The organism is Bradyrhizobium sp. UFLA05-112 (assembly GCF_053572325.1).
The window spans coordinates 23,139-40,651 of the sequence record NZ_JBANBK010000059.1; the positions used below are offsets into that span (position 1 = coordinate 23,139).

Genomic DNA, 17,513 nt, shown 5'->3' on the forward strand with positions numbered 1-17,513 from the left:
CGGATGGATTTGTCCGTTCTGGTGTTGCTGGGCTATGGGCCCTCAAACCGCGCTAGCGACGTCTTGCTTTTTCTCTCCGCGGGCGACAACTGCGTGACTCGGTAACGACCGATTTCGCCGAACAGCACCCAGCGGGATCTGCGTCAAAGTCTTTGTCAGTCGCCGCCACCAGGCCGGCCCTACAGGCGACAGTGTTCCCTCCAGGAGGGCGGCTTTCTCTCGGGCTGCAGTAGCTTCACTGTTTGCTTTCAGCAACTCCGCCAGAAGCTTGCTCGTGCGATCGCACTCTTTTTCGAAGTCCGCCCGGTGACCGCCGGCGATTACCTTCATCTCCATGAGATCCGCCTGCAAAGTCGCGATGTGTTCCTTTAGGGCGCCGACCACCTGGTCACCGGCCGGGGGCTGGGGTACGCGCGTGATGGGAGAATGATTGATCTCGCTGAGGTCGACCTGTACCAAGGTCTTACCATCGTTCGAACGGGAGCGCGGCAATCGATGTCGCTTGACGAGCGCTCTTGCTGCTTCCGAGGAAATTTTCAGCCTTTCGCCCAGCTCGGCGTAAGTCAGCATATCGACGGGCATGGGTGTTTGCTCCCGTTTGATCGGACGGTCGCCACCCAGACCAGCGGAAGATGCCAACGATAGGTTAAGGGTTGGTTTACTATTATTGGGGCTCGGTACGGCTCAAGTCGCGGCGGAGGAGTTTTTGCTCTCCGCTGTTGTGGGACCTCTTTAGCTCTCACAAGCGTCCTGGCGAACTGCCTGCCGCCATCTTGCGATCCGCCCACCCCTTGATGTCGGCGACCGTCAGTGCCTTGAGGAAGGGATTGGCGTTGACCAGCTTGTCGCGTGTGGTCCGACCTGTCGCGTCAGCGGCTGCCATAAGGGAAGCCGCATCGGCACTTTCCGCGCCGGACAATAGCGCGACGGCGCCCGCCGGTCCCGCGAAATGAGCGAGGTAGAGAGAACCGGCCGTGATCGGCAGACCGCGCTTGTTGAGGATCGCGGCATATTCCTCGACCAGTCGCGTGGCGATGTCTCGCGCAAGCTTGGGATCTCGCCGCAGGTCCAACACCTCCTTGTCGCTGCGCCCCTGGATCAGATCGCGTCGGTGCTTTCGAACTGCTTCGAGCCACGTATCATCGAGAAACTGGGCAGCACCGGTGGCACTCGACCGCTTGTTGCTGGCATTCGAGTCACCATTGGACTCGGCGACGATAATGCGCTCGACCAATGCCTTTGCGGCCGTCTTGTCGACCAATCTCCCGTTCAAATGCGCGTCGCGAAACAGGATGAAACTTGCGACGAAAGCGAGGCCGATGGCCACTCCAAGAGCAATCGTGATGGATTCCGCCGACAGCCAGTCCCGCGCGGCGACAACGTACGCGCGCTCGTCCGGGCGAGGGGGACGGATTTCGTCGAGGCGGCGTGTTTGCTCTGACCCATGCCCGAGGCACCCAGCGTTGCCGTCGGCCACCTCATTGCACGGGAATCCTTGCGCTAGGTCTGACATCGCGTTGGTAGGTTCAATGCCCGTAGCAGGCCGTCGAAGACACCTGGTGGGCAGGATTTGAGCTCCGCGACCGGTTCGGCGCGGTCGAGTTTCACAGTTGCCTTGGAAGTTCGCTGCTCAGGCCGAGCTCTGGGCAGCACGACCACGGATTTTCCTCCGTGTGCGCTCCGTTGCCCGACGATCTTCGCGGGCTCTCGTGCAACGATTGAGGTTGGATCCGGTGGGGGCATCACTTCGCCCGACGGGATCGGCTGCGGTGGCGCTTCAAGCATGTGCGGGATTTCGAGACGGTCCGCCGTCGTCAGCGTATCGTATGGGCCAACGGCCGCCCGAGCAGGCGGATCGTTCACAGGCTTTGTCGTGCGCGGTGGTGTCTTGAGCTCCATCACCGCGAGTGTACCCAGGCCAAAAAGGATGAGAGCCACTCTCATCTGATTTCACGCTGTCCGAGGAGGAAGCCTCGCTCAAAGCCCGCCGGAAATGAGCTCGCGAAAAATTGGAGACGATTGCAGAGATCCAATGAGGCGGCTTAGCGGCAGAAATGAACTCGCCGGGATGGATACGGGACAAGATCAGAGTCAGGGTTAACGCGGATTGGCGAACGAAGCACGGAGGCGTTTCGTCATCCGGAGATCGCGTTCGCGATTACATCAGAATGAACGTGATGGCGCCCGTGGGACCGGGTTGCTCGCGCCTGGTCATGGGGTGGTCGCCATAGGCGGTGACCGGGCGATCAGACAACTTGCGGTATGACCGTTATTCCTCAAGATCGACATATAGCCGAAGCCTGAGGACGATATCGGACAAAGCCTGTCCAAGAGGGATTTCGGAAAGCCATCTCCTTTGCGAGGCTCACCAAGGACGAGGGGCGGCAATCGCCACAGCAGGATGCCGCGCCGGCTTTTCATCAGTGCCGGCGGCGGATGCGATCGGTTGTGATGGCGGTGGTTTAGGAATCGCTGCACGAAACGGCGAAGCTTTCGCAGATTGAAGCAAAGGCCCGTTTCGCCTCAGCATCCTCGAAGTAAAAGCGCGTTCCGATATCGGCTCGCTCGATCCACCAATCAAGCTTGCTTCCCCGTGCAATACGGGAAGCCTCTGCGCGCAGTAGATCCAGCTGCCTGCCATAAGCTCGTACGACTAAGCAATTTGTTTTGACCATGGAAATCGCCTCAGAATTAAAGTCAAACAACAATGGATAGTGCCGTTGCTTTCTTAAAAATGGTCACTATGCAATTTGTGCCAGGAAGGGAAAGGAGCATCACCTCCTACTTGGGCGAGGCCTTGCGGATCGCTCAATCAGGCAGAGATCGACAAGATGGAGGCCAATTGACGGCCCGAGCGACGGACGTTCATGACTGCGTAAGAGCCGTCGTCCCAAATCCGCGCAGTCATTCTCCGCTCTTCGGTTCGGGCTTGTTGAGAAAGTGAAGTGCAGTATTGATCTGCTCAAGCTGACCTTCGATTTTGTCTCGCTCGTCAGCGGCGCTAGTCTTTCTAAGCTGGTCAACAAGCGCTTGCTTCCGCGAAAGCAAATTCTTTATGACTGTCGTCACCATTCCCCGCTTTCATGAATGCAGTTGAAAAGGCCGCAGGCCCACCCCTTCCTGCGGCCATCCGGGAAAATTGACTGTCGATAAATCGCTACTTCCAGCCCCGGTTATGATGACGATTCCACAATTTTGTTCTGAGGTTGACTCCTGAATGCATGTTCCCGCGTGGAACAAAAGAAGTGTGGCGCCGACGCGACAGCGTAAAACGCGAAGTCAACAGAAACGGGAAAGCTAGGCGCCCGACATCGGCGTCGAGTCCGCATTAAAGAACCCTTAGCTCCGGGGGCCTCAAGACCGACTTAAGGATTTTCAGAGATACCAGCCAGGCGGGCAAGACTTGTTTTCGGGGGACACGGGGTGGTCATCGAATTGAGACAGCTGCTGTTGCGCGGAGCAATTAGCCTCACGGTATGCGTCTTGGTCGCGGCCTTCGTCGCTGGCTTGTTGTCAGTACTGGCCGACCATCTCGGGCCGAGTGCACAAGCGACCGAGGCGTGCAAGGCCGCCCAATGCGTGCCGAAGGCTAAGGGCGGTGCTCCGAACCTGACCGCGCCAAAATCGCGGACGACCCATTAGCCGGCTCACGAACGATAGCGGCCATGAAGCGCACTCGAACACCCGCACTCTCAGCAACCGCGCAATCAGGTACGCATCGCGTCGATCACGTGAGCAATGAGGACCGCCACGCTTAAGGCAACGACAAAAGCGAACATCCAGGCGAGCAAAACATCCACCTCCTCGCGGGAGTGAATGCGCTCATTCCTGCACAGTCAAAAACCATCCTCAAGGAACCGCAATTTCCGCGTTCGGTTGAGGATTGTCGGCAACAAATGTGTCCGCTGTCGGCCTTATCGGCAGAACGCCAAAAAGAGGAGCGCCGCGACCAGGCAGGCGGTGAGGGATAACAAATAAACGCCCACAGCTAACCCCCGACTCATCATGCAGAGATTAGACGGCATTTTGGGCTTTCAAATGCCTTTTGCCATTTTTTCCCAAGGGAATGCGGCTCTGGCCGTGAATCCCGCATCCTGTTGCTGCATGATACCGGCGTGCTCGCGGCAACGACGGCGTTCGGAAAGACGATCTTAGCCATCCGGATGCTGGCCGAACGCGGGCGGAATACTTTGGTGCTCGTCCATCGCCGTCAGCTCATGGATCAATGGATCGAGAGGCTTGCCGCGTTCTCAAATATGCCGCGTGAGGCGATCGGCATGATTGGCGGCGGCCACCACAAACCGAAAGGTCTGGTCGACGTCGCCTTGATTCAGAGCTAGTTGGGCGTGGCCAAAACACTGTGTCGAGGAGCGGTGCTGCACGGGCATTATGGTACTGCCGTGCAGTACCGGGCAGGGTCGAAATAGGCGAAAATAATCGGGTGATCAGATCAAGCCGTTGAAAAGAAAGGAAAATGCTTTAGCTCTAGCGCTTCAGATTTTCCCTCGGATCAAAAGTCGATTGGACCGGTAGAGGTTATAAACATTAATGAAAACAATATGTTAGATCGTGGATTTTCCGTTGCGCCCATGATGGATTGGACTGACCGGCATTGCCGGGTGTTCCACCGTCATCTGACGCGGCGGGCGCTGCTTTATACGGAGATGCTGACGACCGGCGCGGTCATCCATGGCGACCGGGCGCGGCTCTTGGCGTTCGATGCGCGCGAGCATCCGGTGGCTCTCCAGCTTGGCGGGTCGGATCCGCGCGAACTTGCTCTCGCGGCGCAGATCGGCGCCGACTTCGGCTATGACGAGATCAACCTCAACGTCGGCTGCCCGTCCGACCGGGTAAAGGATGGCCGCTTCGGCGCGTGCCTGATGGCCGAGCCCGAACTGGTGGCTTCGTGCGTGGATGCGATGAAGCGCGTCGTGCGCGTGCCCGTGACGGTGAAGTGCCGCATCGGCATCGATGATCAGGATCCGGAAGTCGCTCTTGATGCCCTGGCGCGCGCAGTGGTCGCGGCGGGTTCTGATGCGCTGATCGTGCATGCCCGAAAGGCCTGGCTCAACGGCCTGTCGCCAAAAGAGAACCGCGACATCCCGCCGCTCGATTACGATCGTGTCTATCGTCTCAAGCGGGCAATGCCCAACGTGCCCATCATCATCAACGGGGGAATCGCGGGCATCGATGAGGCGAGAGCCCATCTCGCCCACGTTGATGGCGTGATGCTGGGGCGCGCCGCCTATCACGATCCGTGGCGGCTGCTTGCGGTCGATCCGGAGTTCTTCGGTGAGGCCGCACCGCACGCGACGATGCAGGCCGCATTCGAAGCCATGATGCCCTACATCGCCGAGCAGCTTGCGCGCGGGATGCGGCTGCACGCCATCACCAGGCATTTCGTCGGTGCGTTTCATGCCGTGCCTGGCGCGCGTGCCTTCCGCCGCCATCTTGCCGAGCATGGCGTGAGGCCAGGGGCCGGACTCGACGTCCTTCGTGATGCGATCGCGCGTGTTGGCGATCGCGCGGTGGCGGAAGCCGCGGAATAGCGACACCCTCTGAATGTTGAAAGCGAAGAGCCGGATCGGCGATCCGGCTCTTCGTCGTTCGGCGGATCAGCGGAACAGGTCGAAATGGTAGTTCACGCCGACGCGGGCGCTGTGGAATTTCGCGGCATTCCAGTCCTGCAGATCGTCGTGCTTGAAGTCGGTGTAGAGATATTCGGCCTTGGCCGACCATTTGGGCAGAAATGCCCATTCGACGCCGCCGCCCGCGGTCCAGCCCATCTTCATCTTGTTGATCGGGCCGTCCTTCAACTCGCCAGTCGCAAGACCCGCGGTCCCAAAGAACAGCAGCCGCGAGTCCATCGTCGCGATGCCGGCGCGGGCTCGACCCGTCATATACCAGGGCACGCTGACGGCGGCGCTGTTGAGCGCGTCGTGATTCTTGATATCGCCGCCCTCGAAGTCGTTCTCGATGCCGACCACGAACATCGGCGAGAGCTGGTAGTTATAGCCGATCTGCACGCCGCTGGTGGCGCCCTTGACCTTGCCGCCGCTCGTGCCCACGAGGTTGTTGTAGGCATCGTCGCCGCTCGTGGCATAGCCGGCGTTGAAGCCGGCATAGAGGCCGGTCCACGAATAGGCCGGCGTCGGCGCCGTGTAGGCGGAGGCGGGCGCGGCATAGCGCGCCGAAAGGTCGGCGGCGCTCGCGCCGCCTGCGGTCAGCACGACGGCAAAGGGCAGGGCGCAAATCGTGCGACGTGGTGCGGCTCTGGCAGTCATAACTCTCAATCTCCCACTGGGCCGCGTCACGAACGCAGCATTATCCAAACCCCGATCCGGGATGGGTTTCGTTATAAACCGACCAGACGGTTTGTAAATAGCCGGAAATGCCACACCCACGATCTTTCGGGCGTCGGGCCGCGTCGCTTGGGTCTAGGGATATCCGTGCAGCATCAGGCGGTCGGCGCGGACTTCCCAGCGCTCGAGTCGGTCGAGGAAGGTCATGCCGAGCAGGTTGGTCTTCATCGTGCCGTGCGGCACCACCAGTGCAGGCACCGAGCGCTCGACGAGCTTGCCGATCGCGAGCCGGTCCAGCGTCAGGCGCGCCGCCTTGGTGCGGCCACCGGCAGTTTCGACGTCAACGTCATAGTCGAGCAGTTCCAGCGGGAGGCCCGCTGCCTTTGCGGTCTCGTAGGTGAGCACGACGGAGGTCGCGCCGGTGTCGACCACCATTGGTGCGGGCACGCCGTTGATCCGCGCCTGCAGCGCGAATTCGCCGCCGCGGCTGCGCTGGACCTCGACGGCGCGCGTCTTCAGGCTGGTGCGGTGGCGCATGAGATCGGAGACGGTGTCGCTGGCCCGAGCGACCTGCTCGGGATCCCTGTAGGCGACCACGGCGCCCGCGGTCGCGGTCAACAGCAACAGCACCAGGAAGAGGCGGCTCATCGCGCGCCTCCGTTTCTCGGCGTCAGGCGGATTTCGGCGCTGAACCGATCGCTGAAAGTCCCGCATCCGCCATACGCGCCGGAAGCTGCGCCATGAGCGCGAGCCGTTCGGCACGCTCCATGGCGTGCCAGCGCACGATTTCCGGCAGCGTGCGGCCGCAGCCGAAGCAGAGCTTTGTCTTGGGGTCGATCATGCAGACGGCGACGCACGGTGTGTCTTTGCTCATTCCCGCATAGTGAAGGATCGCTGGGCAGTTCTGCAAGCATCTCTCAGGAGCCCGTGCCTGCACTCATGATCGGCTTGTGGCGCGGCCGCCGTCTCTCGTCCGTGACACCGGAGCCGTCGGGCTGCAGCGGCGGAGCTTCTTCCGTCATCGGCGCAAGCGCGCTCATCACGCGCTCCGGGGGGAAGGTGACGATCACCTCGGTGCCGATGCGCAGTTTCGATTTCAGCGTGAACGTGCCACCGTGCATGTCGATGAGGTTCTTGGCGATGGGAAGGCCGAGGCCTGCGCCCTGTTCGGCCGACTTGATCGAGTTCGAGCCTTGGCCGAAGGAGGCGAGCACGACCGGGATTTCGTCTTCGGGAATGCCCGAGCCGGTATCCCTCACCGAGAGATATTGCCCGCCCGAAGCGGTCCAGCCGACTTTCAGCCAGATCTCGCCGCCCTGCGGGGTGAACTTGATCGAGTTGGACAACAGATTGAGCACGACCTGGCGGATCGCGCGCTCGTCGGCCCACAGCCGCGGCATCGCCTGCTCATAGACCTCGTGGATGGTGATGCCGCGGCTCGATGCGCGCAGTTTCATCAAATGATGGCAGTCGGCGACGATGCCCACCAGCGACACCGCTTCCTCGTTCAGCTCGTAACGGCCGGCCTCGATCCGGGACAGGTCGAGGATCTCGTTGATGAGATTGAGCAGATGTACGCCGGAATTATGGATGTCGGCGGAATATTCCTTGTAGACGGCGACCTGATGCGGGCCAAAAATCTCGCTCTTCATCACCTCGGAGAAACCGAGGATCGCGTTCAGCGGCGTGCGCAGCTCGTGGCTCATCTGCGCGAGGAAGCGCGACTTGGCGACATTGGCGGATTCGGCGCGGTGCCGCGCCTCGTCCGAGATCGCCTTGGCCTGTTCCAGTTCGCCGATCAGCGCGTCCTTCTCCGCGCGCGCTTCCAGCGTCGCGAAGGTCGAGGAGTGCAGCCGGTGCGCCAAAAGCACGAAATAGCCTTCGGCGGCGAGCGACAGCGCCGCCAGGATGTAATTGTCCAGCGAGCCGCTCATCGCAAAGCTCAGCGCCATCGCCACCGCCACGGGCGCGGTGGCCGCAAGCGCCGCAATTGGCAGATTGGCGGCCAGCATGCTCGATACTGCGATCACCAGCAACATCAGGAACATCATCAGCGTTTCCGTGACGACGTCGAACACGGGATGGATCAGGATCGCCATCCAGCACAGGCCGTAGAGCAGGTCGAGCACGACGAAACGCGTGCGCCATTTGCGCGTGACGGCGGGCAATGCCGGCTCGGCGAGATAGCGGCGGCAGCTCTTGGTCATGGCCGCGTGGATGCAGAGCATGCCGACGGTCCAGAGCGCCGCTGGAACCGGCTGCATCCACAGCCCGAACAGCAGGCCGGTCGCGACCACCAGCAACATCACGACGTAAGATGCCGACAGTCGCGTCTGTGCATATTGGCGCAGCATTTCGCTGTCGAAGGCGGGCCGTGTTCCGCTGGTCGACGTTAACTTGTCGCGGGCCTCGCGCACCCGCTGCGCCGCAGCCCGGCGATTGCTCGCCGATGGCACGCTCGCCGGCTCGGCCGGAAGCTGCACGACCTCGGGCTTTTCAGCGGGGTTACTCATCAAGCAACACGAATTCCTGCCCACGCCGACGCGGGCCTTCTGCATTCTCTATCTCTGGCAATAAATCCTTAAGAGCTGACTTAAGGAGCTAAAGAATTGCGTTAACGGGGAGTTAATTCGACGTGTCGAACTGCGGCGAACGGCTGGCTCAATGCATCGCGGCGTGCTGCGCGATATAGACCACGGCCCCGGCCAGATATCCGGCAAGTGCCGGTCCAGCGATGCGGCGGGCGTACCAGAAGAACTCGATCTTCTCGAGGCCCATGGCGGCAACCCCAGCGGCCGAGCCGATGATCAGGATCGAGCCGCCCGTGCCGGCGCAATAAGCGATGAACTCCCAGATGAAGCTGTCGGGCGGATAGTGCGCGAGGTCGTACATGCCCATCGTCGCGGCGACGAGGGGCACGTTGTCGATGATGGCGCTGAGCAGGCCGAGCAGGACGACGATGATGTCCTGGCGGCCGATCGTGGTTTCCAGCCATCTCGCCAGCATCGTCAGGAGGCCGGCATGCTCGAGGCAGGCGACCGCGAGCAGGATGCCGACGAAGAACACGATCGAGCTCATGTCGATCCGGGTCAGCGCATGCGCCAGCGTGAGAGGCTTTCGCACGTGCTCGTCCTTTTCGCGATGAATGATTTCGCCGACCAGCCAGACGACGCCGAGACCGAGCAGAACTCCCATGAAGGGCGGCAGATGCGTGAGCGTCTTGAAGGCGGGCACGGCGATCAGCACGCCAAGCCCAAGGAAGAACATCAAGTTGCGCTCGAACAGCTCGATCTCTTGCAGCCGGTCTTCCTTCGGCGGCGGCGCAATCGTCTTGCCCCTCAGAGAAAAGCTGATGAACGCGAGCGGCACGAGCAGGTTGGCGATCGAAGCCGGAAACACCGCGCCCATGATGTTCACAGGCGAGACTTGTCCGCCGATCCAGAGCATGGTCGTGGTCACGTCGCCGATCACCGTCCAGGCGCCGCCCGCATTCGCGGCGATGACGATGAGGGAGGCGAACAGCAGGCGGTCATCGCGCCTGGCGATCAGTCTCTGGACCAGCGAGACCATGACGATGGTGGTCGTCAGATTGTCCAGGATCGCGCTCAGGAAGAATGCCACGAATCCAACCAGCCACATGAGCTGAACCTGGCTCGTGGTGTGGATTCGCGAGGTGATGACCTCGAAGCCGTCGTGAGCGTCGATTACCTCGACGATCGTCATGGCGCCGATCAGGAAGAACACGATCTGCGCCGTCGCGGCGACGGATTCGTCGAGCTGATGTCCGACCAGGGTGTGGTCGCCGATCGTGACCGCGTACACCGTCCAGAGCAGAACCGCGCCGATCAGCGCCGCCGCGCTCTTGTTGATGCCGAGCGGATGTTCGAACGCGATCGCCGCGTAGGCAACGACGAAGATGGCGGCGATCGCGATCAGCAAGACAGGTCCGGCCTCAAGCGGCCATCAACGTTGCAGCCGCGCGAGCAGGCTCGACGTATCCCAGCGCTTGCCGCCCATCTTCTCGACTTCGGCATAGAACTGATCGACCAGCGCGGTGACCGGCAGGTTTGCACCGTTGCGGCGGGCTTCCGCGATGCAGATCGAAAGGTCTTTACGCATCCATTCGACGGCGAAGCCGAAATCGTACTTGTCGTCGTTCATGGTCTTGTAGCGGTTCTCCATCTGCCAGGATTGCGCCGCGCCCTTGGAGATGGTGTCGATCACGGCCGCAACGTCGAGGCCCGACTTCTTGGCGAAGTGAATGCCTTCAGAGAGGCCCTGGACGAGTCCCGCGATGCAGATCTGGTTGACCATCTTGGTGAGCTGTCCGGAGCCCGCGGGCCCGAGCAGCTTGCACATCCGCGCATAGGCCGCGATGACCGGCTCGGCACCGGCATAAGCGTCCGCTGCGCCGCCGCACATCACGGTCAGGACACCGTTCTCGGCGCCGGCCTGTCCGCCGGAGACGGGGGCGTCGATGAATCTGAAGCCGCCCTTGGTGGCGGCCGCGTCAAGCTCGCGCGCGACTTCGGCGGAGGCGGTGGTGTGGTCGACGAAGGTTGCGCCCTTCTTCATGCCGGCAAATGCGCCGTCGGGACCGATCGTCACCGCGCGCAGGTCGTTGTCGTTGCCGACGCAGCACATCACGAAATCCTGGCCCTCGGCAGCCGCCTTCGGAGTCGGTGCGGTCCTGCCACCGAACTTGTCCGCCCATTCCTTCGCCTTGGCCGCGCTGCGGTTGTAGACAGTGACCTCATGGCCACCCTTCTTGACGAGGTGGCCGGCCATGGGGAAGCCCATGACGCCGAGACCGAGGAAAGCGACTTTAGCCATATGGGTGACCTTGCTTGTGCTTGGGTGTTCTTGCGGTTGTGACCGGCCTTTGAGGCGGCCCGGCCACTTCGAGGGTTTTTGGCGGTTCCGCCCGAAGAGGGCGGATCGGAGGCGCACCATAAACCCTTGAGGCCGGAGGGCAACGGGTTCGTTTGAAGGTCTCCTGTGCTAGGATGAGCGAACAAGGACAAAAAAAGGAGTGCAAGGCATGTCGGTGAGCGTTGGGGTGCTCGATCATTTCAACATCCGGACCCGGAAACTGGCCGAGACCGTTCGCTTCTATGAGGACGTGCTGGGCCTCGAGAAGGGCCCGCGACCCAATTTTGCTTTCCCGGGGGCGTGGATGTACAGCGAGGGCAAGCCGGTGGTGCATCTCGTCGACATTTCCGTGACGGACGAGGCTCAAAAGCCCGATTCAGGCGTTGTCCATCACGTTGCCTTCATCAGCCGGGGTTTCGACGGCATGAGGCAGCGCCTGAGCGGCAAGGGCATGACATTCGACTCCCGGCAGGTGCCCGGCGGCGACCTCTGGCAGATCTTCGTGCACGACCCCAACGGGGTCATGATCGAGCTGAATTACGAGGCGGCCAAGGAGCAGGGGGCGGGGGCCCCTGTCGAGACGGCCAACGATATCGGCAGGCAGTAGCCTTTTGGGCGTTTCCGCTCTAATGGGTCGCATCGTGACTTTAGGAGATGCGCTTTGAGCGTGACGCAGCAACAGGTTCTCGAAATCCTCAGCCGGATCAAGTCGCCGCGCGGGGTCGCGCTCACCAACGCCAATGTGCTGAGCGCGATCAGTGCCAGTGACGGCAAGGTGTTCTTCTCCATCAATGTCGATGCCGCGGAGGCGCGGGCCTGGGAGCATGTCCGGGCCGAGGCTGAGGCCGCCGTTCGTGCCATTCCCGGCGTCACCACGGCCATGGTGGCGCTGACCGCCGAGCGCAAGCCGGGCAGCGCGCCACCTCCGCCGAGCCGCGGCGCGCCCGGGGTACAGCCGGCACATGCTCACCGGCCGCCGCAGGGCGGCACATCGCCGATGTCGCGGCAGTCCGAGATTCCCGGCGTCTCCGCCGTCATTGCGGTCGCTTCCGGCAAGGGCGGGGTCGGCAAGTCGACCACCGCGCTCAACCTCGCGCTCGGCCTGCGCGATCTCGGCCTCAAGGTCGGGCTGTTAGATGCCGACATCTACGGTCCCTCGGTGCCGCGGCTGACGGGCCTGCACGACAAGCCCGAGCTGAACGAGGAGCGGAAGATGATTCCGCTGAAGCGTTTTGGTCTGTCGATCATGTCGATCGGATTCCTGGTCGAGGAAGAGACCGCGATGATCTGGCGCGGGCCGATGGTGATGTCGGCGGTGACGCAGATGCTGCGCGACGTCGAGTGGGGCAAGCTCGACATCCTGGTTGTCGACATGCCGCCGGGCACAGGCGATGCGCAGCTCACGCTCGCGCAGAACGTGCCGCTGAAGGGCGCCGTCATCGTCTCGACTCCGCAGGATTTGTCGCTGATCGACGCGCGGCGGGGCCTTGCCATGTTCAAGAAGGTGAACGTCCCCGTGCTCGGCATCGTCGAGAACATGAGCTATTTCCAGTGCCCGCATTGCGGCACGAAATCGGACATTTTCGGCCATGGCGGAGCGCGACACGAGGCCGAGAAGCTCGCCGTCCCGTTCCTGGGCGAAATCCCGCTGCACATGGTGATTCGCGAGACCTCGGATGCCGGAAAACCGGTGGTCGACAGCGAGCCGGGCGGGCCCCATGCGGCGATCTATCGCGCCATCGCGGGCCAGATCCGGGACCAGCTCAAGTCCGTAATTTCCGCAGGCTAAGGCCCTCCGCCGAGGCATGCGACTTTCGTACAGTCCTGTCATGCCATTGTCGCGTTCCGAAAGCTGGCCTTCCGTGCTAAAGGCCGCGGCAGTCAAGCGCCTTCGGTTCGACGCGGCCATCGCGCATCGCCGAGACCTAGCGGCGGCAAAAGAGACGTCGGGGAAAACGCCCCCAGCAAGGAGAGACCTGAAGATGAAGCGTCGTGATTTCTTGAAAGTGTCGGCAGCAGGCGCGGCGGCGACCGCGGTGGCCTCGCCGGCGATTGCGCAGTCCTCGCCCGAGGTGAAGTGGCGCCTGACATCGAGCTTTCCGAAATCGCTCGATACCATCTATGGCGGCGCCGAGCAGTTGGCGAAGTACGTCGCCGAGATGACCGACAACAAGTTCCAGATCCAGGTGTTCGCCGCCGGCGAGGTCGTACCGGGTTTGCAGGCGCTGGATGCGACCTCCAACGGCACGGTCGAGATGAGCCACACCGTGTCCTACTATTACGTCGGCAAGGATCCGACGTTCGCGATCTACGCCTCGGTGCCGTTCGGCCTCAACGCGCGCCAGCAGAACTCCTGGTGGTACCAGGGCGGCGGCGCCGAGCTTGGGAACGAGTTCTTCAAGAAGACGAACGTGATCGGCTTCCCCTGCGGCAACACCGGCACGCAGATGGGCGGCTGGTTCCGCAAGGAGATCAAGACGGTCGCCGATCTCTCTGGCCTGAAATTCCGCATCGGCGGCATCGCCGGCCAGGTGCTCCAGAAGGTCGGCGTGGTGCCGCAGCAGCTCGCCGGCGGCGACATCTATCCGGCGCTGGAAAAGGGCACCATCGACGCGGCCGAGTGGGTCGGTCCCTATGACGACGAGAAGCTCGGCTTCGCCAAGGTCGCCAAGTACTACTACTATCCGGGCTTCTGGGAGGGCGGTCCGATGGTCCACGCCTTCGCCAACCTGGACAAATGGAATGCGCTGCCGAAGAACTACCAGGCGATCCTGACCAACGCGGCGGCGAACGCCAACACCTGGATGGCGGCGCGATACGACCTGCAGAACCCAGCCGCGCTGAAGCGGCTGGTGGCCGGCGGCACCCAGCTTCGTCCCTTCACCAACGAAGTGCTCGAGGCGTGCCTCAAGGCGACCAACGAGCTGTGGGCCGAGATCTCGGCCAAGAACCCCGACTTCAAGAAGTCGATTGACGCGATGCAGGCCTACCGCTCGGATGAATATCTGTGGTGGCAGGTCGCCGAATACACCTATGACAGCTTCATGATCCGCTCGCGCACCCGCGGCTGATCAGGGCAGGGCCCCCCGGGGGGCCGCAATCCTAGGTCTTAAGTCTTAGTCGGGAAGCCCGGCCTCGTTCGCGAGGCCGGGCTTTTGTGTATGGAAATCGGTAACGGGTTGTTCCATGCTACCCGCCAAGCCTCGCAAGAAGGCTCACACAATCACAACCATCAGGGTAGGAAACATGAAAAGAAGAGACTTCATCAAAGTCACCGGACTTGGCGCCGCCGGCGCCGCCACGCTCGCCGCTCCCGCCATCGCGCAATCGATGCCGGAGATCAAATGGCGCATGCCGACGAGCTGGCCCAAATCGCTCGATACGCTTTATGGCGGCGCCGAGATGATGTGCAAGATGGTCGCGGAGGCGACCGACAACAAATTTCAGATCCAGATCTTCGCTGCCGGCGAGATCGTGCCGGGCCTGCAGGTGCTCGATGCCGTGCAGAACGCGACCTGCGAGATCGGCCACACCGCGTCCTACTATTACTTCGGCAAGGACCCGACCTTCACCTTCGGCTCGTCGGTGCCGTTCGGTCCCAACATGCGCATCAATCAGGCCTGGTACATGCTGGGTGGTGGCCGTGAAGTGCTCAACGAGTTCTACAAGAGCTACAACGTGATCTCGCTGCTTGCAGGCAACACCGGCTGCCAGATGGGCGGCTGGTTCAGGAAAGAGGTCAACACGCCCGGCGATCTCGAGGGCATGAAATTCCGCATCGGCGGCTTTGCCGGTCGCGTGCTCCAGAAGCTCGGTGTGGTGCCGCAGCAGCTTGCCGGCGGCGACATCTATCCGGCGCTGGAGAAGGGCACCATCGACGCGGCCGAATGGGTCGGGCCCTACGACGACGAGAAGCTCGGCTTCTACAAGATCGCGCCGCACTACTACTATCCCGGCTGGTGGGAAGGTGGCCCGATGCTGCTCGCCTTCGTCAACCTCGACAAATGGAACGCGCTGCCAAAGTACTACCAGAGCGTTCTGGAGCAGGCCGGCCACTACGCCAACAACTACATGATGGCGCGCTACGACCAGGCCAATCCGATGGCGCTGCGCAAGCTGCTTGCGAACAACACCAAGCTGCACGCCTTCTCGCCGCCGATCATGGACGCCTGCTACAAGGCGGCGAAGGAGTTGCATGCCGAGGTCAGCGCGACCAACCCCAACTTCAAGAAGGTCTACGAGTCCCTGACCAAGTTCTCGAACGACGGCTACGCCTGGTTCCAGGTCGCCGAGGTCGGCTACGACATCTTCATGGCGCGTCGCTCGCAGAGCTGATCGTAGCATCGCGTTGCGGCGCGATCATCGGTCAAGCAGCGAAAGCTCGGTCTCGCAAGGCGAGGCTGGGCTTTTTGCGTTTGGGAGAGTCCGTTGCGAATGCCGATCAAAAATCTCGAGAACAACCCCATGCAAAGTAGACGGTTGCGGGCTTGGTGCCCGCCCGCCTTCTGCGAAACCGTTTGACACGTCGGGCAAATCAGTGGCAAAACTCTACTATCGAATAATCCGAAATTGGCGAGCGGTGGCGCCGGCTCCGAACTTCGATCGTGCTACGACACGCGATACTTCGCTTCGCGCTTATATCGAGAAGGTCTGCTCCCTGTAGTCAGCAAGGTCGACCCTGATGTCAGCGGTTTCAGATATTCGTCTCGGCCGCGTGCTGGATCCGATGGAACGGATCTCCGAGACCCTGTTCGGCCTCATCATGGTGCTCACCTTCATCTGCAGTTTCGGTGTCGCGACCGCGGACGATATCAGGAGCCAAACGATGCTGGTCGGCGCACTCGGATGCAACCTGGCCTGGGGCATCGTTGACGGTGGTCTTTATCTGTTGGGCTGCATCAATGACCGCGGACTCAAGATCCTGACGATGCGCGCAATACGGCGGTCGCCGGATCCTGAAACGGCGCGGCGCGTCATCACCGACGCGCTGCCACCGGAATTGGCGTCGGTTCTGCCTCTGGAGCAGCTGGAACTGACACGGCAACAGTTGCTGCAGCTGCCCGAACCGTCCGAACGCCCGAGGCTGACGAAACACGACTGGATCGGAGCTCTTGCTCTTTGCCTGCTGAGCTTCGCTTCGACCTTTCCGATCGTAATCCCCTTCATATTCCTGAGCGACGCCAAATTGGCGCTGCGGGTTTCCTACGCCGTCGCCATCGTGATGCTGTTTTGTTGTGGTTACGCGTTCGGATATCGTAGCGGACTTCGACCTTGGGCGGCGGGCCTTTCGATGGTGGTCATGGGTGGTGTGCTGGTCAGTGTGGCGGTAGCTCTCGGAGGATAGGCAAGGGTGCGGCGAAGAGGCGCAGCAGCGGATTGGCAGTTGGGCGGCGTCTCGATTGCTGCGTTCGTTGGTTTGTGGCTGGCGCCGATGGCAGGCAGTGCAACGCGTGCCGAGACTGCCGAGACCAGTGCTAGCGGCGCGATCGGACTTGGCAATCGCGGCTGGTCCGCAGCCGAAACAAGCCACGCCACGTCGGCCAGTGAGCTTGAATTCAGCGCCCGCGCCGGGTTTGCATCTGACTACGTCTATCGCGGGACGACGCTGTCCGGTCGTGACCCCGCGGCGGGCGCCGCATTTGAGGCAAGGTTCGGCTCTTTGTACGCCGGCGCTACGATGGCCACTGTCAGGCTGCCCACCGAACCAGTCGCTGAGTTTACCATGGCAGGCGGTATCCGCCCGAAGATCGCAAATATCGATTTCGATCTCGGCGTGACCTATTTCGCCTATCCCGGAGAAAAGTTCCCCGGCGTGACGAACGGCATCAACTATTGGGAGACGGCCATTCGCGGCGACAAAAGCATCGGCGAGTCCTTTCGCATCGCCGCTGGTTACGCCTATTCTCCGAACGTCTCGAACACCGGTGCCTGGAGTCAATATGTGGCGGCAGGGTTGGGTTATGATGTGCCACCCCCCCAGCTTCCGAAGAACCTGGGCGTGTCGTTCACGACGGCCGTCGGCTATTCCTGGTTCGGCAATCAGGCTCCGCAACTCGGCAGCTTCCCGTTACCTGCCTATCTCAATTGGCATGCGGGCGTGACTTTTACCTACAAGGCCGTCAACCTCGATCTGCGCTACTACGACACCAATCTGTCGAAAGAGAACTGCTTCGTCTTTACTGGAGATCCAAATGCGCGGCCGGGTGGCCGCGTTGATCCCATTACCAACCCCGCTGGCCTGGTCTCGAATTGGTGTGGTGCGACGATCGTCGCCAAAGCCTGGTTCGCTTTTTAAGGCTGTAGGATGGGTAGGGCGAAGCGAAACCCATCCAGAGCGGA

17 protein-coding genes are annotated in these 17,513 nt (G+C 61.8%); 8 read left to right on the forward strand and 9 right to left on the reverse strand.

Annotation, left to right across the window (positions count from 1 at the left end; translation table 11 throughout):
* Positions 1-42: 42 nt before the first annotated feature.
* The 3 genes from SO180_RS28865 to SO180_RS28875 form a co-directional block, all read right to left on the reverse strand.
* Entirely contained in the window at positions 43-582 is a 540-nt protein-coding gene (locus tag SO180_RS28865; RefSeq protein ID WP_449382222.1) for a hypothetical protein, read from the reverse strand.
* 157 nt (positions 583-739) lie between these two features.
* The gene (locus SO180_RS28870) at positions 740-1,477 is read right to left on the reverse strand and encodes a lysozyme family protein (protein WP_449382223.1); all 738 of its coding nucleotides are present in this window, start codon (positions 1,475-1,477) and stop codon (positions 740-742) included.
* Positions 1,478-2,904: 1,427 nt separating this feature from the next.
* A complete protein-coding gene (locus tag SO180_RS28875) occupies positions 2,905-3,072 on the reverse strand; it encodes a hypothetical protein (RefSeq protein ID WP_449382224.1) in 168 nt (55 codons plus the stop codon).
* Positions 3,073-4,097: 1,025 nt separating this feature from the next.
* Here SO180_RS28875 and SO180_RS28880 point away from each other — a divergent pair.
* Together SO180_RS28880 and dusA are read left to right on the forward strand one after the other, a co-directional pair.
* A complete protein-coding gene (locus tag SO180_RS28880; RefSeq protein ID WP_449382225.1) occupies positions 4,098-4,340 on the forward strand; it encodes a DEAD/DEAH box helicase family protein in 243 nt (80 codons plus the stop codon).
* A 219-nt stretch (positions 4,341-4,559) separates the two neighbouring features.
* Complete coding sequence (dusA, locus tag SO180_RS28885; protein ID WP_449382226.1) at positions 4,560-5,549, forward strand: tRNA dihydrouridine(20/20a) synthase DusA; 990 nt, start codon at positions 4,560-4,562, stop codon at positions 5,547-5,549.
* Positions 5,550-5,615: 66 nt separating this feature from the next.
* On the opposite strand, the gene SO180_RS28890 is transcribed toward dusA, so the two are convergent.
* The 6 genes from SO180_RS28890 to SO180_RS28915 form a co-directional block, all read right to left on the reverse strand.
* On the reverse strand, positions 5,616-6,284 hold the full coding sequence (locus tag SO180_RS28890; RefSeq protein ID WP_449382227.1) for an outer membrane protein: 669 nt from the start codon (positions 6,282-6,284) through the stop codon (positions 5,616-5,618).
* Between the two features lie 153 nt (positions 6,285-6,437).
* Entirely contained in the window at positions 6,438-6,950 is a 513-nt protein-coding gene (locus tag SO180_RS28895; RefSeq protein ID WP_449382228.1) for a TIGR02281 family clan AA aspartic protease, read from the reverse strand.
* Between the two features lie 22 nt (positions 6,951-6,972).
* Complete coding sequence (locus SO180_RS28900) at positions 6,973-7,176, reverse strand: DUF1289 domain-containing protein (protein WP_449382229.1); 204 nt, start codon at positions 7,174-7,176, stop codon at positions 6,973-6,975.
* A gap of 43 nt (positions 7,177-7,219) precedes the next feature.
* Complete coding sequence (locus SO180_RS28905; protein ID WP_449382230.1) at positions 7,220-8,815, reverse strand: sensor histidine kinase; 1,596 nt, start codon at positions 8,813-8,815, stop codon at positions 7,220-7,222.
* Positions 8,816-8,963: 148 nt separating this feature from the next.
* Entirely contained in the window at positions 8,964-10,241 is a 1,278-nt protein-coding gene (nhaD, locus tag SO180_RS28910; RefSeq protein WP_449382231.1) for a sodium:proton antiporter NhaD, read from the reverse strand.
* A gap of 24 nt (positions 10,242-10,265) precedes the next feature.
* Entirely contained in the window at positions 10,266-11,135 is an 870-nt protein-coding gene (locus tag SO180_RS28915) for an NAD(P)-dependent oxidoreductase (RefSeq protein ID WP_449382232.1), read from the reverse strand.
* A 208-nt stretch (positions 11,136-11,343) separates the two neighbouring features.
* Here SO180_RS28915 and SO180_RS28920 point away from each other — a divergent pair, with 208 nt between their 5' ends.
* The 6 genes from SO180_RS28920 (at position 11,344) to SO180_RS28945 (ending at position 17,469) form a co-directional block, all read left to right on the forward strand.
* Entirely contained in the window at positions 11,344-11,781 is a 438-nt protein-coding gene (locus SO180_RS28920) for a VOC family protein (protein ID WP_449382233.1), read from the forward strand.
* Between the two features lie 54 nt (positions 11,782-11,835).
* The gene (locus tag SO180_RS28925; protein WP_449382234.1) at positions 11,836-12,963 is read left to right on the forward strand and encodes an Mrp/NBP35 family ATP-binding protein; all 1,128 of its coding nucleotides are present in this window, start codon (positions 11,836-11,838) and stop codon (positions 12,961-12,963) included.
* A gap of 193 nt (positions 12,964-13,156) precedes the next feature.
* Complete coding sequence (locus SO180_RS28930; protein WP_449382235.1) at positions 13,157-14,245, forward strand: TRAP transporter substrate-binding protein; 1,089 nt, start codon at positions 13,157-13,159, stop codon at positions 14,243-14,245.
* 175 nt (positions 14,246-14,420) lie between these two features.
* Positions 14,421-15,509 carry a TRAP transporter substrate-binding protein gene (locus SO180_RS28935; protein WP_449382236.1) on the forward strand — a complete coding sequence of 363 codons (1,089 nt, stop codon included), beginning with the start codon at positions 14,421-14,423 and terminating at the stop codon, positions 15,507-15,509.
* Between the two features lie 346 nt (positions 15,510-15,855).
* Positions 15,856-16,518, forward strand: a complete 663-nt coding sequence (locus tag SO180_RS28940) for a VIT1/CCC1 transporter family protein (protein ID WP_449382237.1) — start codon at positions 15,856-15,858, stop codon at positions 16,516-16,518.
* A 39-nt stretch (positions 16,519-16,557) separates the two neighbouring features.
* Positions 16,558-17,469, forward strand: coding sequence for a TorF family putative porin (locus SO180_RS28945; protein WP_449382238.1), 912 nt, complete (start codon positions 16,558-16,560; stop codon positions 17,467-17,469).
* Positions 17,470-17,513 lie beyond the last annotated feature (44 nt).